Origin of the sequence: Chitinophaga sp. XS-30 (assembly GCF_008086345.1) — a bacterium.
Classification (GTDB): domain Bacteria; phylum Bacteroidota; class Bacteroidia; order Chitinophagales; family Chitinophagaceae; genus Chitinophaga.
On record NZ_CP043006.1, the window covers coordinates 2,066,759 to 2,083,061 of the forward strand.

Below are 16,303 nucleotides of genomic sequence, written 5' to 3' on the forward strand. Positions count from 1 at the left end.
GCGGTTAAAAGGATGCCGCCACCCGCGCTGCGATCTTTTTCTGCGGTTTCAGTTCCGGTTTTTTAAGCGATTTCTTTTTCTTTCTGCCCCACCAGACGTAAAAGCCGGTAATGGGGAGGCTGGCGCAGATCAGACTGACGAAGAAGGCCAGTATTTTCCCGGGCAGGCCGGCGATGGCGCCCACATGGATGTCGTAGTTCATGCGGTACACTTTCTCCCCGGTGGAAGCCTGTTCAAACGTTCTGCCGTATAACCCGCCGCCTTTCATTTCCTGCAGGGTGCTCTGATCGAAATACCGGAACTGCCTGCGGTAGTAGGTGCCCGGATCAGGGTTGTAGATCACGGTGTAAGGGTCTTTGGGAAGATAAGCGAACTGGAACTGGATGGAGCCGGTGATCACGGGGTGTTCTTTGCGGATGGAAGCATACAGGCGGTCTTCCGGGGTGAGCTGGAGGGCCGGGCGCGTGAGCGTAGTATCGGATACCGGCTTTTCGAATTTGGGCAGGGTCTTTCCCCCGGTCAGCGCCCAGTAGTAGGATTTGGAGAACCACTGGAAGCCCCATACCAGTCCTGTCAGCCCCAATACCAGTGCCAGCGCCAAGGAATAGAAGCCCAGTACATTATGCAGGTCGTAATTGACGCGTTTTTTGCCCGCGCTCCATTTGATGGAAAAGCTTTTCTTGCGGTTGGCCTTGTTCCATTTTTTCGGCCACCACATGATGAGGCCGGTGATCAGCAGTATGACGAATATCAGTATGCCTGTGGCAACAACCGGCTGACCGATCTTGCGGGGCAGCCAGAGGTTGAAATGCCCTTCCAGGATGATGCGGAAGAAATCTCGCTTCAGTATTTTGGTTTTGAGCACATCGCCGTTGTAGGGATTGAGGTAGATGGTGGTATAGCCGTTCTCTTTATCCATGAAGGCGGCGATGGCGGAACGTTCCGCAGTGCGGTAGCTCACGCCGGTGATCCGGTTGGTGCCGGTATCCCCCTGCGGGCCGAAAGCTTCCTTTGCCGCAATGGCTTTCAGCTCCGAAGGCAGCAGGTAAGGTTTGGCTTCGGCTTTGACGTGCTGGTAGGGTTGTGTGAGGTCGGACAGCTCATGCTGGAAAGCGTAGATGCAGCCCGTAACACTGACGATCACTACGATGATGCCTGAGGTAAGCCCCAGCCAGAGGTGGAGCCAATCGTTGATGCTGCGGAATACGGATTTGCCACGTTTCTTTGTCGCCATGCTGCCGGTTCGTTGGATTTTGGGGCAAAAATCGGGTGCGGGCGGGAATTGTGTATGCGCAATCGGGAAATTGATTTGCGCGATCGGGAAACTTTTTGAGTATCAGGCAGTTTGGTCACGGGATTGTCTTGAAAATGCCGTGTTGGTATCCGTGGCGAGGGAGGCGTTATTTGTTGATGGCGATGATCTTGTATTCCCCTTTGATGACGCTGAACCAGATTTCCCCGTTTCCCAGCATGGCGCCCTGGTAGTTGCGGAATATCCTGTCCAGCCGCAGGGTATCCACCAGGGTCTTCATTTCCGCGTTGAATATTTCCGGGTAAGCTTTTCTGAAGGCCTCCGGTGTTTTCGATGTTTTCAGGGGGAAGCTGACGTGCGCGGTGATGCTGTCGATGTTATCATTTTTCACCCAGTCTTTAAAGCTGAGCAGGAAGAGCTTGAAATCCGCCGGATCGTCGAAGCCCGCGTTGTACCAGGAGGAGGGGATGGAGCCGTCTTCGAACAGGGTATCCTGTGCGTTGAGCTGGTCGTTGATATTGGGGTTTCCGGGGGGCGGGGCAACAGGGATCATTTGTTTTGCGGCATCTACGATATTGGAATCTTTTGAGTTGCTGGTTGTTGCGGTATTGCATGCGGATAAACAGATGATGGTGTATCCGGTGGCGAGGAGGAATAGCTTCATGCGGGAAGATTTTGTTTTATTTCAACGTTCTGATGGCTGTTTTGTTCAAATATTGGGCCTGGGGGGATGGTTTCGGGCAAAAAAACTGTGAAAAAGATTTGTATGTATGATTTATTTGTCCTTATCTTTGCAATCCCAAATCGGGAAGGATCGGTAGTTCAGTCGGTTAGAATGCCGCCCTGTCACGGCGGAGGTCGCGGGTTCGAGTCCCGTCCGGTCCGCAGAAGATCGAAAGAGAGACAGTAATTTTGATCTCTTTTAAACGAAAAAGCCTGTAAATGTTGAATTTGCAGGCTTTTTTAATTCGCCTCCCTGAAGTTTTCATATCAAATCACACCAACGAAACGCAAGTTGAAAAGGTACCAATTCGGGTACCTATTTTGGCGTCGTAAATTAGGTACCCTCGCTGCTGGAGGCTGTTTGGAAGGTTTGAAAAATTAAACCCTGTGAGTTATGAAAATCAACGACAAGCTATCATTGCTTTTCCTCCCGGAAAATCAAAATTGGACAAAAAAGGGCGCGCACTCGTTTTTTTAAAATTGTAGAATTGCCCCTATTTTTGAGTTGGTGGCAAGTGTAACGGACGACAGTAACAACATATAAAAACAATGCAAGACATACTATTTGATTTTATAGCAAAATACGTTTCTCTGACAGATGATGAGAAGAACGCAATACTTTCATTAGACATATTCCGCTCTGTTAAGAAAGGGACGATCTTACTCAAAAAAGGACAAAAATCGAAGGATAGCTACTTTGTGTTAAAAGGCTGTATTCGGACATATTATATTTTAGATAGTGAAGAAAAAACTACGGCTTTCTATACAGAAATGGAAGCTTTGACCCCTCCTTGTGTAATAAGCAAAACCCCGTCCGAATATTATATAAGTTGTATAGAAGACAGCATACTTACCGTTTCAAATTCTGATATGGAAGTAGAAGTAAACAGTAAATTTCCGAAGTTTGAAATCATATGCAGAATATTGGCCGAAGAACTTTTAGCTAAACAACGAATAGACTTTGACGAGTTTAAAACTTCTTCCCCTGAACAACGATACCTGAACTTAATGCAAAAAAGACCAGACCTTATTCAGCGTGTGCCACAGCATCAATTAGCGAGCTATTTAGGTATCAAACCCCAGTCTTTAAGCAGGTTAAGAGCAAGGATTGTAGAGAAAAACAAGGGATAGGGTCCATTTCTTAACTTAAGTGAACGGGTTATAGCATCCTGCCAATCTACCTTTGCATTATCATTCAACAACTAATAGTATTGATGTGCAAAAGAAGATTTTATTATTCGCTTTGACCCTAATGATGGCGAGCTGTTTACAGGTGAACGCGCAATATGCCAAACAAGACAGTACTTATAAAAAGTATTTTGTCGGGAGTACGTTCCTGATGTTAGGAAATTTTATTCCTAATGACCGGAATCCACCTCATTTTATACAATTAAATGTTGGATATAGGATCACACCTGGAGATGTTGTTTTCCTGGAATTAAAGAGATCCAGGTTTGCTTACCCATTAGGTATCCCCTGGGGAAAATCATTTGATGCGCCGGGAGAAAACTATCCCGGACATGTACGCCAAAATGTAATTGGATTAGCATACAATCGTTTTTGGTGGAAAGGATTATATACAGGCATTCATGCAATGAATGCTTTTCAAAGATATTATGATGAGGGTAATGAAAAGATTGCAAATGGATTCACATTATTTATGACCTACCGTTTGGGCTACCAGGTTAAACTGTTTAAAAACCGCTTCTTTATAGAACCATCTATTGGTTTGACTCATTGGCCTGTAAAAACTAATACACCACAATCTTTTGAAGAAAAGGAAAGTAAATGGCCTGAATACTTTGGTTTTGAACCCGGGCTTCATTTCGGGTTTAATTTTTAGCTGTTTTACGGACAGTTTAAACATCTTCACAACACCGATTGGCAAGTTTTATATAAAATAGATATGCAAAAGAGAATTTTATTGTTCGCTTTGACCTTAATGATGGCCAGCAGTTTACAGGTAAACGCACAATATGCCAAACAAGACAGTACTTACAAACGGTGGTTCGTTGGCAGCACTATATTTTTATTGGGTAATTTGGCTTCTACAAACAGTCCCGACTTCGTTCAACTCAATTTGGGCTATCGTATTACAGGAAAAGATGTAATTACATTAGAACCAAAAACGTGGAAATATGCCTGGCCGAATGGTATTCACCCATTTTTTAACAAATCATACGGAAAGCCGGAAGAAGAATTTCCAGGGTATATTCGTGAGTATGGCTTATCAGTGGCTTACCAACGATTTTTGTGGAAAGGTTTATATGCCGAACTTAATGTAATGCCTACCTGGCAAACTTTTGTGAATGCTGACGGCAAAAAAAATGACAATGGATTTCAGCTTTTCAATACTTACCGCGTTGGTTATCACATCAAACTTTTTAAGGACAGATTTTTTATTCAACCATCAATAGCCATTACGCACCGTCCTTATCACACAAAAATGCCTGATGGGTTTAAACAGTTAGACGATAGATGGTCGAAATTTGTTTTCGGAGAACCGGGATTTCATTTTGGGTTTAATTTTTAGTTGATAATTTATGAACACAAAAAAACACCCCAAAATGAGCAGCAGGTTGGAAAGCCTATGCAGCATTTTATACCCTGGATGAAGATAGCGGATTCGCTCAACCTCATCGGTAAAGGCAAAAGTAATCCGGCAGCATACTAAGCCAAAGTTGATGCTATGTATTCTCTGAAAGTTTTTGTCTTTCTACCTAATAGCCGCTCCATATCGCCCGATTGATAGGCGAACTCGCCTTCTTCAATTGCCACTACCCAATTCGTTATAAATTCGGCAAAATTACGGGGGAATCCTTGGGTAACTTTCATATCAATATATTCTTCTGCTGCAATGGTGGTAAAAGGGACAGGCCGGCCTTTTATTTCCGCAAGAATTTTTGCAATGTCAGCAAACGAAACAGCATCGCTGCCGCCTAATGAATAGGTTTTATTTTCGTGTCCCGGCGCAGAAAGTATTTCAGCGTGAGCTTCCGCCAGTTCATCTCTTGTTGCTGGCGCCATTTTTCCATTGTTTGCAGGAACTTTTATTCCGTTTTCATAAGGATCGGGACCGTAGTAGGCCGATAAAAGGTCTGTAAAAGGTGGGTGGTATAAAATGGTATAATCAAGCCCGGAAGATTTGAGTACCTGTTCAGTAAAAAGGTCGGATTCCGTAATTCCAGGCATAATACGTCCCGAGCCTTCTTTGCGCATAATTGACATATACACCACATGCTTAACACCAGCCTGGCGGGCCGCGGTAACCGCATTATAATGTTGGGTAGACCGGTCTGTGAAAGCGATCGTACTTGTAAGCATTACTTTGTCAACACCTTCAAACGCACGCAGTAACGAATCATAGTCAAAGTAGTCACCAAAACGAACTTCAATACCTTTGGCAGCCAGGTCTTCTATCTCTTCTTTTTTCCGGGAAAGTCCGATAATTTGGCTTGCAGGAACTCCTTTTTTTAACAAATGTTCAACAGTGCCTTTCCCAACTACACCTGTAACCCCTGTTACTAATATTTTTGCCATAGTGTAATGTCTTTTTTCATCTTGAAATGATTATTTTTGCTTTTGATTTGCAAGTGAAAGATGAAATTTATGCTTTCAAATTGCAAGTGTAAAATTAGGTAATTACTTTCAATATGCAAGTAAAAAAATAAATAATTTATGAAATCAGGTGAAAAGCGCTCCGATTGCCCTATTAGTTCATCATTGGATATTTTCGGAGACAAATGGTCGCTATTAATTGTAAGGGATTTAATGCTTTATAAAACGCGTACTTATGGAGATTTTACAAAGTCTACAGAAAAAATAGCAACGAATATATTAGCGAATAGATTACAGATATTGGAGGAAAACGGTATAATAGTCAAATTACCCTATCCGGATAATAAGGTAAAAGGACTGTATAAGCTTAGTTCAAAAGGTGTTGATTTAATACCAGCTTTGATTGAAATAGCCCTTTGGGGTGGGAAATATTTATCCAATTCTGATGAATGTTCGCCTTTTCTCAAAGAAGTAAAAAAGAACAAAACAAAATTTCTGAAAAATATTATGGCTAAGCTACCGGCAGATCATGAGGTTAATGCTGAGTAACCGTTTTTCTTAATGTTAAGTGTTTTTTATCCATCTTCTTTATAAGTCCCTTTCAGAACGCAATATATACCCCCAACCGAAACGACCATCAAAAAACACTGTCTGTAAAATCGGCTTGACGTTACGGCGGCTGACCTGCAAAAGCTCAATGAAAGTAGACACATTGAGCTTTTTATGTTTTGGCTGATGACTTTCAAAATCACCTCCCTTTTAACTTCTTTCTACGCTTCAAACCAAAATCAATTAAGGCATATATGACGGGGCAGTTTCTTTGGCGTGTTCGGTAAGTGCGTAAGAAACGTTACAGGTTTTGTGTTATTAACGGTTCGGGTAATCAATTGCGAGTGGACATGCGGATTACTGGCAGAACTGGTTCTGCAATGGCGACTGTAATTTTAACATGGATGATATTGGTGGAGTAAATGCCGTATATTTTTGGCAGTTAAACTAAAATGAATCATATGCAACGAATGCTGACATACCTGATTGGTGCGACCCTGTTAGCGGGATGCGCCACACAACGGAAGCAACCAGAGAAAGAGTACTGGATACCTTCATACAAACAAGCGATTATAATTTCCGCCTTAAAACAAGCTATTCCCAAAGTTGATTCCATGGATTCAACACCTGCTACCACTTTTGATCTCATCGGAGATTATCGATTTAAGGTCGAAGCGGACAGTATCGGCAAAGCGTTTTACCAGACTATTAAACCCGCTCCTGTCTTTCGGGAGCAGGGCTGGAAGCCTGTACTTAAAAGTGTATTGGAGTATTATTCCAGTAAAGAGCTCGACCGGTGGGCCAAAGCTGCCTATAAGCGTTATAAAATTGCCCGTAAGGCAACCGAAGCCCTTTATTAGGTTTGAATGCCGAAGGGTACTGGCTAACTCTATTTCAAGTTCCTTCAGGGAATTGATAGCATGAACATTCGTTTTTGGTAATGAAAGATGTGTTATATTCATATATTAACAAATACTGTATCCAATGGCAAAACAAACTTCCTTCTTTACCTTCACGGGTAAGGCCGGCAATATGATCGGCTATTACCGGGATGGTAAACACTACTTCCGCAGCATGCCGGAAACCGTCCGGCAGACGACTGCCACCCGCCGTGCCGCGCAGCGCTTCGGGGCCGCCAGCAGCAAAGGCCGCCTTATCCGCAGCGCATTCGCCAATCACTTCGATGTTCGTTGTGATGGCGGGCATATCAACCGCCTCAACAAGACCATCATCAAAGGCGGCCTTCGCAATACCGAGGCCATCGCAGGCTTCCGCTTCAACCAGCACACGGGAACAGACCGCTTCTTTACCGTAGCGCCAACACTCGCTGAGGACGGCATTTTACATATTCCCCCGCAGGTACTGCCGCAGTTCAGGGGCATCTCCGCGCTGGAAGTAAAAGTGATCGCCACCCGTATTCATTTCGGAGAACGCCAGGTAACGGGCACGGAAACCGCTAAGATCGTGCTGGATACCCGCGAAGCATTTGCAGGCGCGGCGCTGAATGTGGATGTGCCCGGTAAGGGAACGCTGATCGTAACCCTGCAGGTAAGAGGTATGTGCAGCGGCAGCGCATCCTTTAACAGGAAATACCTGGCCGCCGATATCATTGCCGTGCAGGAGCCGCAGACAAAGCAGGTCTTCCACAAACCCGGATACCAGCAAGCGGGGATGTTGCCGCAGCGGTGGCCATCACTGGCAGGAACTGCTCAGCAGCAGCAGGCAATATCAGCACATCAGCAGAAAATGGCGGCAGCCTCCGCATACACTTCCCTAACCCCGCCAGTCATCCAGCGGGAATAGGCCATTCCCCGCCTAAGGATACATTTTGTTAAGTAACCCATCCATTGAACGCAGACCCTCCCACACCATATTTCCAGTCAAAATTCCGCAAGCGCCAGTCCTTGTGGAGCATCTGTTATTGCCCGGATATTCCCCTTCACCAGATTTTTCAAACCCACACGAACTTCAGACCGTCTCCGCATTAAGTCCACGTGCCCCGGTGTGATCCCCCGGTCTTCCTTCGCTTTTCAGGACGAATGAGAAGCATCTACAAATCTATCCAGAATGGTCCATTACGGCAACTCTTAGCCAACCTTTCCGATTTCTTCACCAAAGACATGGAGGGTAATAATGCCATTCCCAGCCATAACTTAGTATAACGGGGTGACATTCTTATCCGCGATATTCTCTGCAATGAAGGCATCGAATTTTTCCAGCAGATCAAAGTGTTGCAAGACCTTTAAAAAAGTATCCAGTGTAACATTCTTCGGTCGCTCCAGGTTCTGAATAGTGATGCGGGACATATTAAGCTGTTCGGCAAGCTGGTCTTGGGAGATGCCTTCAAAACCCCTTAAAGTTCTGCTGAGTTTGGCAATTTGACTTTTTACGTCATAAACGGTCAACTCGTTTAATTTCATAAATAGCATATTATATTATGCAAATGTGCTGATTTTCATTGTTTTTGCACAGTATAATATGCTTTTGCTCATTTGCATTTTATAGCCGTTTAGCATATTGTAATATGCAGAAGCTTCGAATATCAATGCTATTACATACCATAACATGCTCGTCTTGCCTGAAAAACCCGGGAGAGGAGTTCTGTGAACTTTTATGATATTAGATCCGCAAAGGTTAATAAAGGGATCAGGAGCGCGGCTTGCCCCGCTCGCAGAATATTGAGAAAGTCCGCGTTGCGCGCAGGAGGGGCGAATGGCGGGGTTAGTTGGGTATTTTATCCCAATACATCGAACTTATGTTTCTTCAGCAGCTTGATGATGTCTTTCAACCCCCTCTTTTCCAACTCTTTCATAAACGCGTCAGGCGGCGGCCAGTTTCTGGTATATGGAGGATTGGAAGGCCCTGTATATAATCCGCCTCCTGGTCCTGTATATAATCCCCCACCAGGGCCGGTATATAGTCCTCCTCCCGGCCCGGTGTACAACCCTCCGCCGAGACCTGTATATAGCCCTCCGCCGGGTCCGGCGTATAACCCTCCTCCCGGCCCTGTATAAAGTCCTCCACCCGGTCCGGAATATAGTCCGCCTCCGGGTCCGCTGTATGCACCACCTCCGGGGCCGCTATATAATCCCCCACCGGGTCCCGTATATAGTCCGCCTCCTGGTCCTGTGTATCTGTCTCTTGGCCACATATTTTATGTGTTTTTGTAAAGGAAATTTTACTAATGTAGCAATTTTTTGTTATACCTGTTGATGGGAGAGGCGGGCTGCGGACCAAATTGGATTCACATATAAAATACGTTGAACTTATGCCCGTCCGGATCGGCAAACACAAGACCATAATACCCTTCTCCAAATTCTTTAGCCTTTGAAACGATTTTTCCGCCCGCGTTTTGAACTGCCTTCTCCCATTCGTTCACCTCTTCTTTGCTTTCAGCGGAAAGGGTAAAGATGATTTCATTGGCAACGTGTGCATCGGAAATTTCAATCTCCACATTCGCTTTTAGCTTATCTTTTAAAAAGAAGTGCATGATAAAATTATCCTCACCTGCAAGAAAGCTTGTCAGGTCGCCAGACCTCCCGTTGAATTTAAATCCCAGTGCCGTATAAAAATTCGTTGTCCGGTCCAGGTCACTTACAGTTAAGTTTGACCATATCTTTTTCAGGTTCATAACTATTTTTTTTAGTTAAAGACTATTTCAAAGGTACCGTGTAGCGGCGAAACAGATGGGGGGTAGAAGCGACATTCAGGCGGGGAGTTTGTTGCATCCGGGTCCGCCGCAAATCCATCAAAATAAAACCACCTCTTCCAGGATCTGCCAGCTGCCTTCCGCTATTTCTTTATCCAGTTCCTGGTAATCCCATCCGCAGTAACCAATAAATATTTTTATGTCTTTTTCCGTGAGGATACCACTATCAATATTTTTCACGGCGGATGGAAAATCTCCTCCCAGAAAAATATGATCAGCTACCGGCACACCTCCCGCTATCAGATCCGGCCGCTGATGTACAAAGTAAAGATGCTCCTGGTCTACGGGACCTCCGAGTTGTATAGGGAAGGGGGGAATATGTCTGAATTCTTCCAGCTCATTTAATTTTCGGGGAAACGTTTTATTGATGATAAAACCCATCGCACCTTTGTCGTTATACTCGGTGATCAATATCACCGATTTTTCAAAAAAGGTATCGTCCAATAGCGCGGTACTTTTTATAAAAATGCCAGGTTTCATATGACATAAAGGTAAGTCTCAAAATCCACCATCCATATAATGCCAAAAAAAATTTACCTTGTAGTAACGCGCTAACCTGAAAAGCCGCATATGACGTCATTGGAAGAGATAAAGACGTTATTTGATTGCCTGCCAGTACCCAGCATCATTCTGAAAACGGACGCGCCGGATTTCACGATTGCCGCTGTGAACAAGGCTTTCATAGAAGTGACCTTTTCCCAGGCCAGGGAATTGACCGGCATGCCTTTTTTTCAGGCTTTCCCCATGAATGCAGACGATGACGGCACCAGAACAGACACCATCAAATATGCATTTGACTACGCCCTCCGCCATAAAAAGCTGTACCGGATCGACAAGCACCGGTATGATATGCCGTCTGACAACAACAGCGGCCAACAGCCGCGCTACTGGAAAATAGATACCTACCCCCTGTTCGATGCCGGCGGGCAAATGACCTATATCGTTCAAAGCTCTACAGACATTACTTCCCTGCACATCGCGGAACAGGAGGCGAGCCGGAACGAGGAAAAGGCCAACCGCATCCTGGAAAGCATTACCGATGGCTTCTTCTCAACGGATGCGCAGGACAGGGTCATTTACTGGAATGTTGCCGCGGAAAGGATCTCCGGGCTTAAACGGGCGCAAGTGGAAGGCAGATCGCTATGGGACCTCTACCCCGATGCGGAATTGTCCGGATTCAAAAAGCAATACCGCAAGGTCAGGGAAACCCGGCAGGCGGTCAGTTTTGAACAGGCGTTCGATAACCCTTCTGCCCAGGTCGATATCACGCTTTACCCTTCAGGAGAAGGTGTTTCCGCATACTTCAGGAACATTACCTACCGCAAAAAAGCGGAGGCGAGGGAAAAGCTGATGCAGCAACGCAATAGCGACCTCTTCAATTTCAGCCCTATGCCCATGTGGGTATATGACTTGCAAACACTCCGCATCAGGGCGGCCAATAAAGCGGCCTGCCGCGATTATGGCTATTCGGCGGAAGAATTTCTCTCCCTGACCGTAGCGGTATTGTGGCCGGAGGAAGACAGGGACCGCATGCTCCGCAAGGTGAGCGGCCTGGCCGCAAAGGGACTGCCCAGCATCGCACAGGTAAGGCATATCACCCGCGACGGAAGAATACTGTATGTAGACATCACCTCCGAACCACTGCCCACCTGGGACGAGAATGCCCGTATCATCGTAGCGCTGGATGTAACGGACAAACTCCGGGCTACCCAGGCGGAAAAGCTTTTCAATGACCTTAACCAGCTGGAAAGAAATGTGCTGGAGCTTCATTCGAAAAGCGGCACCGCAACGCCCGAGGTGCTCGCAGCCTACCTGTCAGGCATTGAAGCGCTTTTCCCGCAAATGATCTGCTCCATCATGCGCGTCCGGAACAGGCGTGTCTATAACTGGGCTTCGCCATCGCTGCCGGCGGTGCTGACGAACGGGATCGAGGGAATAGCGGTTGGACCGGATGCAGGGTCCTGCGGTGCGGCGGCTTATTGGAGGGAAAAGGTCATCGTAAAAGATATCACCAAAGATGAACGTTGGGAGCGTTTTAAGGATATTACCCTGCAGGCGGGTTTCAGCGCCTGCTGGTCGCATCCGGTGATCGATTCTTCCGGCGAGGTGATCGCCACTTTTGCCGTGTATTACCGCAAACCGGCGGTACCGGACGAGCAGGAGCAGCGGATCATCGAACGGGTGGTGGCGCTTCTCGCGATCATCCTGGAAAACCGCCAGTATGCAGAAACGATCACCGAGAACAGTGTGCTTATGGCGCAGGGGCAGGAGCTGGCGCAGTTCGGCAACTGGTCATGGGAAATTGCCGATAACGTGGTCAGCTGGTCGGATACCCTGTATCATATCTACGGCATCGATAGAAATGAATTTAAAGCCACTTTTGAAGGCTACCAGGAACTGCTCCATCCGGATGACCGGCAACGTGTTTTTGAGATCATCAACGGCATGCTGCAGACGAAAGAAGATGTGGAGTTTGAAGAGCGCATCGTCAGAAAGAACGGGGAGGTCAGATACCTCCGTTCCTGGGGGACCCTGAAATGCGATGAGGCCGGCGTGCCCGTAAAAATGGTGGGCGCCTGCCTGGATATTACCCTCAGCAAAAAGATACAGGAAGAATTGCAGGCCAGCGAAGCCCGCCTGCGGAGCCTGGTGGATGCACAGACCAATTATGTGATGCGAATGGATGTGGCAGGCAGATACACTTACTATAATGAAAAGTACCGGCAGGATTTCGGCTGGTTATATGATCACGCTGATTTTACGGGCGCTGACACCAGGCGCTCAGTTGTTCCTGCGCATCAGGACCGGGCAGTAGCCGCCGCACAAAAATGCCTGGATGCTCCCGGCGAGGTCATCGAACTGGAGCTGGACAAGCCTGCGGAGGACGGATCGGTAAAAACTTCCTACTGGCACCTCGTTGCCCTCACAGATGAATCCGGCACGGTAACGGAGATCCAGTGCATCGGCATCGATGTGTCCGAATGGAAACGGGCGGAACGGGAGCTGCGCAAAAGCAATGAACGGTACGAATACCTGAGCAAAGCCAGTAACGATGCCATCTATGACTGGGATACCGCGGAGGACCATATCACCTGGGGCGATGGCTTCAGCAGGGTTTTCGGTTATCCGGTCTGTGAAGACAAGTTTCCGCTGAAGAGCTGGACAACGCTGATCCATGCCGATGATCTGGACGCTATCAGCACCAGTCTTCAACATGCCCTGGACGATCCTGAAAAGGCGAGCTGGACAGCGCAATACCGGTTCCGGCGTGCAGACGGCAGCTACGCCTTTGTGGAAGAGATCGGTTACATCGTCCGTAACGAGGCCAAAGCGCCCGTCCGCATGATCGGTTCCGTACAGGATGTTACCGAGCGGGTAAAATATGTGCAGGAGATAGAGGCGCACAACGCCCGGCTGAAAGATATCGCATGGACGCAATCGCACCTCGTCAGAGGCCCGCTGGCCCGTATCCTGGGATTGGTGGAGTTGCTCAATTATCCGCAGACAGACCAGGCCGGGTATGAAAAAATCCTGACCTACCTGCATCGCTCCGCAACGGAACTGGACCAGGTGATCACGGATATTATCGACAAAAGCCAGCGCCATAACGGAACCGCATCATAGGGCAAACAACCCCCGTACGGATACCCGAAAGGTACCCATACCGGTTAATGATGATCTTTTAGTGAGGTTAACCCCGGTTACAATCCGGATCTTCCTTCCCGCGCACGATCGTCTATTCTGAACGATACTTTGCAGATCACGCCGTAGCTGGTGATCTTCCCATCGCTCACATGCACTTTGATGTCCTTTACAAACACCGAATCAATGTTCTTGATCGTTTTCGATACTTCCACTACAGCATTGTTGATGGCGTCTTCAATACCTTTTTCGGAGGAAGCGATGACTTCAATTACTTTGACAATAGACATAGCGCCTGGTTTTTATGGTGAAGAATCTGCCCTCCAGCCACGAAAACCAGGCCAGAACCAGGCTCTTGCGCTAATGTGTATATAATGAGGATGCTATGTTTTAAGGAAATTATGCAGGGAAAATATATGTAACGTGTATGAGGATTTACAACGGCAAACTGTACAGCATACCGTTTTGCAACTGAACGGGACCGTCAACCCTGCATGCGCCGCATGGACGCCACGAGGGCTGCGATCCTTTTCTGCCTGGTTTCCGGCCGTTTCGCCAGCGCCAATGATTGCAGATGCAGCTTTTGCATGGAAGGGCTTGAACGCGTAAAACCAGCTCTGGCAGCCGGGTGCTTCCGGAATGCCGCTTCCAGGTCTTCGGGAATGGTGCGCGCTTCCACTTCGTCCAGTATCGACCAGTAGCCGTTCTGTTTGGCGGCATTGATCCGGTCGAGGCCTGCCGGGGTCATCAGCCCCTCTCTGATCAGTTGTTTTACCCTTTCCTTGTTGAGCCCGCTCCACGCACTCCTGGGCTTGCGCTTCGTAAAGGACTGCATGAACCGTTCGGCATCCAGCGATAAGGTCTTGCCGTCTATCCACCCGAAGCAAAGGGCTTCCAGCACAGCATCGGGATAACTGATCGCCGGGCGGCTCGCGTTCTTTTTCGTGCATACCACCCATACCGTCAGGTCGGCAGTATGGTTTTTCTCCAGCCAGTTCCGCCATTGCTGCCTGTTCCGGGGGCGGAGGGTTTTAGATGGTGCGGGCATTTTACCGCGTTTTGATGTAAGCATATCCAAAACTAGCATGGGGGGATGACAGCCTTATGTCAGCAGCAGAAAGAATTTATCCGACGGTCAGCGTCCGCATGATGCGTATCTGTTCCAGGAAGTATTCATCGTGCGATACGGCTATCACCGTGCCCTGGTATTCATTGATGGCGGCGGTCAGTATTTCCGTGTTCCGGATATCGAGGTTATTGGTCGGCTCATCCAGGATGATCATATCCGGGGCCTGGTTGCTGATCGTCAGGCAACAGAGGATCAACCGCATCTTTTCCCCGCCGCTGAGCGTATGGCAGGGTTGGTCCCAGCATGCCTGCGTAAACAGGAATCTGTTCAGCCGCACCTTTATCTCATGTTCCTGCAGGCCGGTATGATTGAATTTCTCCGCCTGTTCATATACGGAGTTGGCATCGGTTATCAATGAATAATCCTGGTCGATACAGATCACTTTATCGGCAGCATGATGGATAATGCCGGATACCGGCTGCAGGATGCCCAGGATGATCTTTATCAGCGTTGTTTTGCCGGAGCCGTTCAGCCCCCTGATCACGATCCGTTCGCCGCTCGTGATCAGGAAGTTCAGCGGCGTTTCCCAAAGCGGCCGGCCATCATATCCGAAGTTGATGTTCCGCGCGGTGATCAGTATTTTACCTTTGTGGAGGGATGAATGATCGAGATCGATCTTCATTTTGTCCGTACCGGGCAGCTCTTTGCGCAACTGGTTCAGCTCCCGGGAAATGGCCCCGGTTTTTTCCGCATGCACATTTTTCATGCGGGAAGTGCTTTTTTCCGCATTGTTGCGGAGCGTGTTCATGGATATGGTGGGCAGGCCCGCTTTTTCCTGTTTCTTTTTGCCCCGGGCATCCAGTTTCTGCTGCCGTTCCAGGGTTTCCCGTTCTGTTTCCCGGGCTTTGCGCAGTGCTTTCTCCTTGCTTTTCAGGTCCTGCTGCAACGCCTCTTCTTCGATCATCTTCTGCGCGGCATAGAAATCGTAGTTGCCGCCATAGGTGGTCATGCCGCGCTGGTCCAGTTCGCAGACGGTGTGCAGGAGGTTGAGCAGCGTTCTGTCGTGGCTCACCACCAACAGCGTATTGCCGGTGGTGCGGATATATTGATAGAGGAGTTCCCGGCCGGGTGTATCCAGGTGATTGCTCGGTTCATCCATCAGCACTATTTCCGGTTGATGAATGCTGATGCCGGCGAGAAAGACCTTCGTTTTTTGTCCCCCGCTCAGGCTGCCCATCGTGTGGGTCAGCTCCACATCATCCAGCTGCCAGTGCGTAAATGCTTCCCGGCACCGTTCTTCCAGCCCCCAGTCGTCATCCAGCAACAGGAGGTTGGCATCGGTCACCTTGCCGTCCAGTATCTCCCGGAGCGCATGCAGCTTTTCATCGATCTGCAGCGCCCGGGCAACGCTGAGATGATGGTATGCGCCAAAAAGCTGCGGCACATAATAAGGCCGGGAACCGGACTTTACGGTCCCTTCCGCGGGATGCAGCAGGCCCGCCGCAATTTGCAGCAAAGTGGATTTGCCCGCACCGTTATTGCCGATCAGTGCGATCTTGTCATGTTTATGGACGATAAGGCTGATATTATCAAACAACAGCTCCCGGTTGGGATGCAGATAGGTAATGTTTTGTAGCGCAAGCATATTTCTTTCTTCAAAATGGAAAAATCAGGGGCGGCTTTTGCCCCGGGTCGTTATGATTTTTTGAAAGAAAGTATGGTCTACATGCGTGTTGTTTATTTTGATGAGCGGATGCAAAGATAAGCAATTGCCCGTAAACAGGAAAGCCCTCCGGCCCGG

17 protein-coding genes and 1 tRNA gene are annotated in these 16,303 nt (G+C 47.9%); 8 read left to right on the forward strand and 10 right to left on the reverse strand.

The window, feature by feature from the left end; genetic code table 11:
• Positions 1-4 precede the first annotated feature (4 nt).
• Both FW415_RS08535 and FW415_RS08540 read right to left on the reverse strand, forming a co-directional pair.
• A complete protein-coding gene (locus tag FW415_RS08535) occupies positions 5-1,234 on the reverse strand; it encodes a PepSY domain-containing protein (protein ID WP_148383840.1) in 1,230 nt (409 codons plus the stop codon).
• A 166-nt stretch (positions 1,235-1,400) separates the two neighbouring features.
• On the reverse strand, positions 1,401-1,916 hold the full coding sequence (locus tag FW415_RS08540) for a hypothetical protein (RefSeq protein ID WP_148383841.1): 516 nt from the start codon (positions 1,914-1,916) through the stop codon (positions 1,401-1,403).
• Positions 1,917-2,063: 147 nt separating this feature from the next.
• On the opposite strand from FW415_RS08540, the gene FW415_RS08545 reads away from it, so the two are divergent.
• The 4 genes from FW415_RS08545 to FW415_RS08560 all read left to right on the forward strand — a co-directional run bounded on the left by FW415_RS08545 (position 2,064) and on the right by FW415_RS08560 (position 4,508).
• Positions 2,064-2,137: transfer RNA gene (locus FW415_RS08545), tRNA-Asp, on the forward strand.
• A gap of 387 nt (positions 2,138-2,524) precedes the next feature.
• Positions 2,525-3,106, forward strand: a complete 582-nt coding sequence (locus FW415_RS08550) for a Crp/Fnr family transcriptional regulator (RefSeq protein ID WP_148383842.1) — start codon at positions 2,525-2,527, stop codon at positions 3,104-3,106.
• Positions 3,107-3,191: 85 nt separating this feature from the next.
• The gene (locus FW415_RS08555; RefSeq protein WP_148383843.1) at positions 3,192-3,818 is read left to right on the forward strand and encodes a hypothetical protein; all 627 of its coding nucleotides are present in this window, start codon (positions 3,192-3,194) and stop codon (positions 3,816-3,818) included.
• Between the two features lie 63 nt (positions 3,819-3,881).
• A complete protein-coding gene (locus FW415_RS08560; protein WP_148383844.1) occupies positions 3,882-4,508 on the forward strand; it encodes a hypothetical protein in 627 nt (208 codons plus the stop codon).
• 137 nt (positions 4,509-4,645) lie between these two features.
• Here the strand turns inward: FW415_RS08560 and FW415_RS08565 are convergent, their stop codons facing one another.
• Positions 4,646-5,515 carry an SDR family oxidoreductase gene (locus tag FW415_RS08565; protein ID WP_148383845.1) on the reverse strand — a complete coding sequence of 290 codons (870 nt, stop codon included), beginning with the start codon at positions 5,513-5,515 and terminating at the stop codon, positions 4,646-4,648.
• A gap of 138 nt (positions 5,516-5,653) precedes the next feature.
• Between FW415_RS08565 and FW415_RS08570 the strand changes: the two genes are divergently transcribed.
• The 3 genes from FW415_RS08570 (at position 5,654) to FW415_RS08580 (ending at position 7,885) form a co-directional block, all read left to right on the forward strand.
• Positions 5,654-6,082 carry a helix-turn-helix domain-containing protein gene (locus tag FW415_RS08570; protein ID WP_148383846.1) on the forward strand — a complete coding sequence of 143 codons (429 nt, stop codon included), beginning with the start codon at positions 5,654-5,656 and terminating at the stop codon, positions 6,080-6,082.
• A gap of 461 nt (positions 6,083-6,543) precedes the next feature.
• Complete coding sequence (locus tag FW415_RS08575) at positions 6,544-6,942, forward strand: hypothetical protein (protein ID WP_148383847.1); 399 nt, start codon at positions 6,544-6,546, stop codon at positions 6,940-6,942.
• Positions 6,943-7,066: 124 nt separating this feature from the next.
• Complete coding sequence (locus FW415_RS08580; protein WP_148383848.1) at positions 7,067-7,885, forward strand: hypothetical protein; 819 nt, start codon at positions 7,067-7,069, stop codon at positions 7,883-7,885.
• 350 nt (positions 7,886-8,235) lie between these two features.
• Here FW415_RS08580 and FW415_RS08585 read toward each other — a convergent pair whose 3' ends face one another.
• From FW415_RS08585 to FW415_RS08605, 4 genes are all read right to left on the reverse strand, one after another.
• Positions 8,236-8,502, reverse strand: a complete 267-nt coding sequence (locus FW415_RS08585) for a helix-turn-helix domain-containing protein (RefSeq protein WP_148383849.1) — start codon at positions 8,500-8,502, stop codon at positions 8,236-8,238.
• A gap of 388 nt (positions 8,503-8,890) precedes the next feature.
• Entirely contained in the window at positions 8,891-9,178 is a 288-nt protein-coding gene (locus FW415_RS24950) for a hypothetical protein (protein ID WP_168208735.1), read from the reverse strand.
• Between the two features lie 148 nt (positions 9,179-9,326).
• Complete coding sequence (locus tag FW415_RS08600; protein ID WP_148383851.1) at positions 9,327-9,713, reverse strand: VOC family protein; 387 nt, start codon at positions 9,711-9,713, stop codon at positions 9,327-9,329.
• Positions 9,714-9,830: 117 nt separating this feature from the next.
• Positions 9,831-10,271, reverse strand: coding sequence for a YqgE/AlgH family protein (locus tag FW415_RS08605; protein WP_148383852.1), 441 nt, complete (start codon positions 10,269-10,271; stop codon positions 9,831-9,833).
• A gap of 90 nt (positions 10,272-10,361) precedes the next feature.
• On the opposite strand from FW415_RS08605, the gene FW415_RS08610 reads away from it, so the two are divergent.
• On the forward strand, positions 10,362-13,415 hold the full coding sequence (locus FW415_RS08610) for a PAS domain S-box protein (RefSeq protein WP_148383853.1): 3,054 nt from the start codon (positions 10,362-10,364) through the stop codon (positions 13,413-13,415).
• Between the two features lie 77 nt (positions 13,416-13,492).
• Here FW415_RS08610 and FW415_RS08615 read toward each other — a convergent pair whose 3' ends face one another.
• The 3 genes from FW415_RS08615 to FW415_RS08625 all read right to left on the reverse strand — a co-directional run bounded on the left by FW415_RS08615 (position 13,493) and on the right by FW415_RS08625 (position 16,147).
• On the reverse strand, positions 13,493-13,723 hold the full coding sequence (locus FW415_RS08615) for a dodecin family protein (RefSeq protein ID WP_148383854.1): 231 nt from the start codon (positions 13,721-13,723) through the stop codon (positions 13,493-13,495).
• 194 nt (positions 13,724-13,917) lie between these two features.
• Complete coding sequence (locus FW415_RS08620; RefSeq protein ID WP_148383855.1) at positions 13,918-14,481, reverse strand: YdeI family protein; 564 nt, start codon at positions 14,479-14,481, stop codon at positions 13,918-13,920.
• 76 nt (positions 14,482-14,557) lie between these two features.
• Positions 14,558-16,147 (reverse strand): ABC-F family ATP-binding cassette domain-containing protein, encoded by a 1,590-nt coding sequence (locus FW415_RS08625; protein WP_148383856.1) that lies wholly within the window; start codon positions 16,145-16,147, stop codon positions 14,558-14,560.
• Positions 16,148-16,303: the final 156 nt, after the last annotated feature.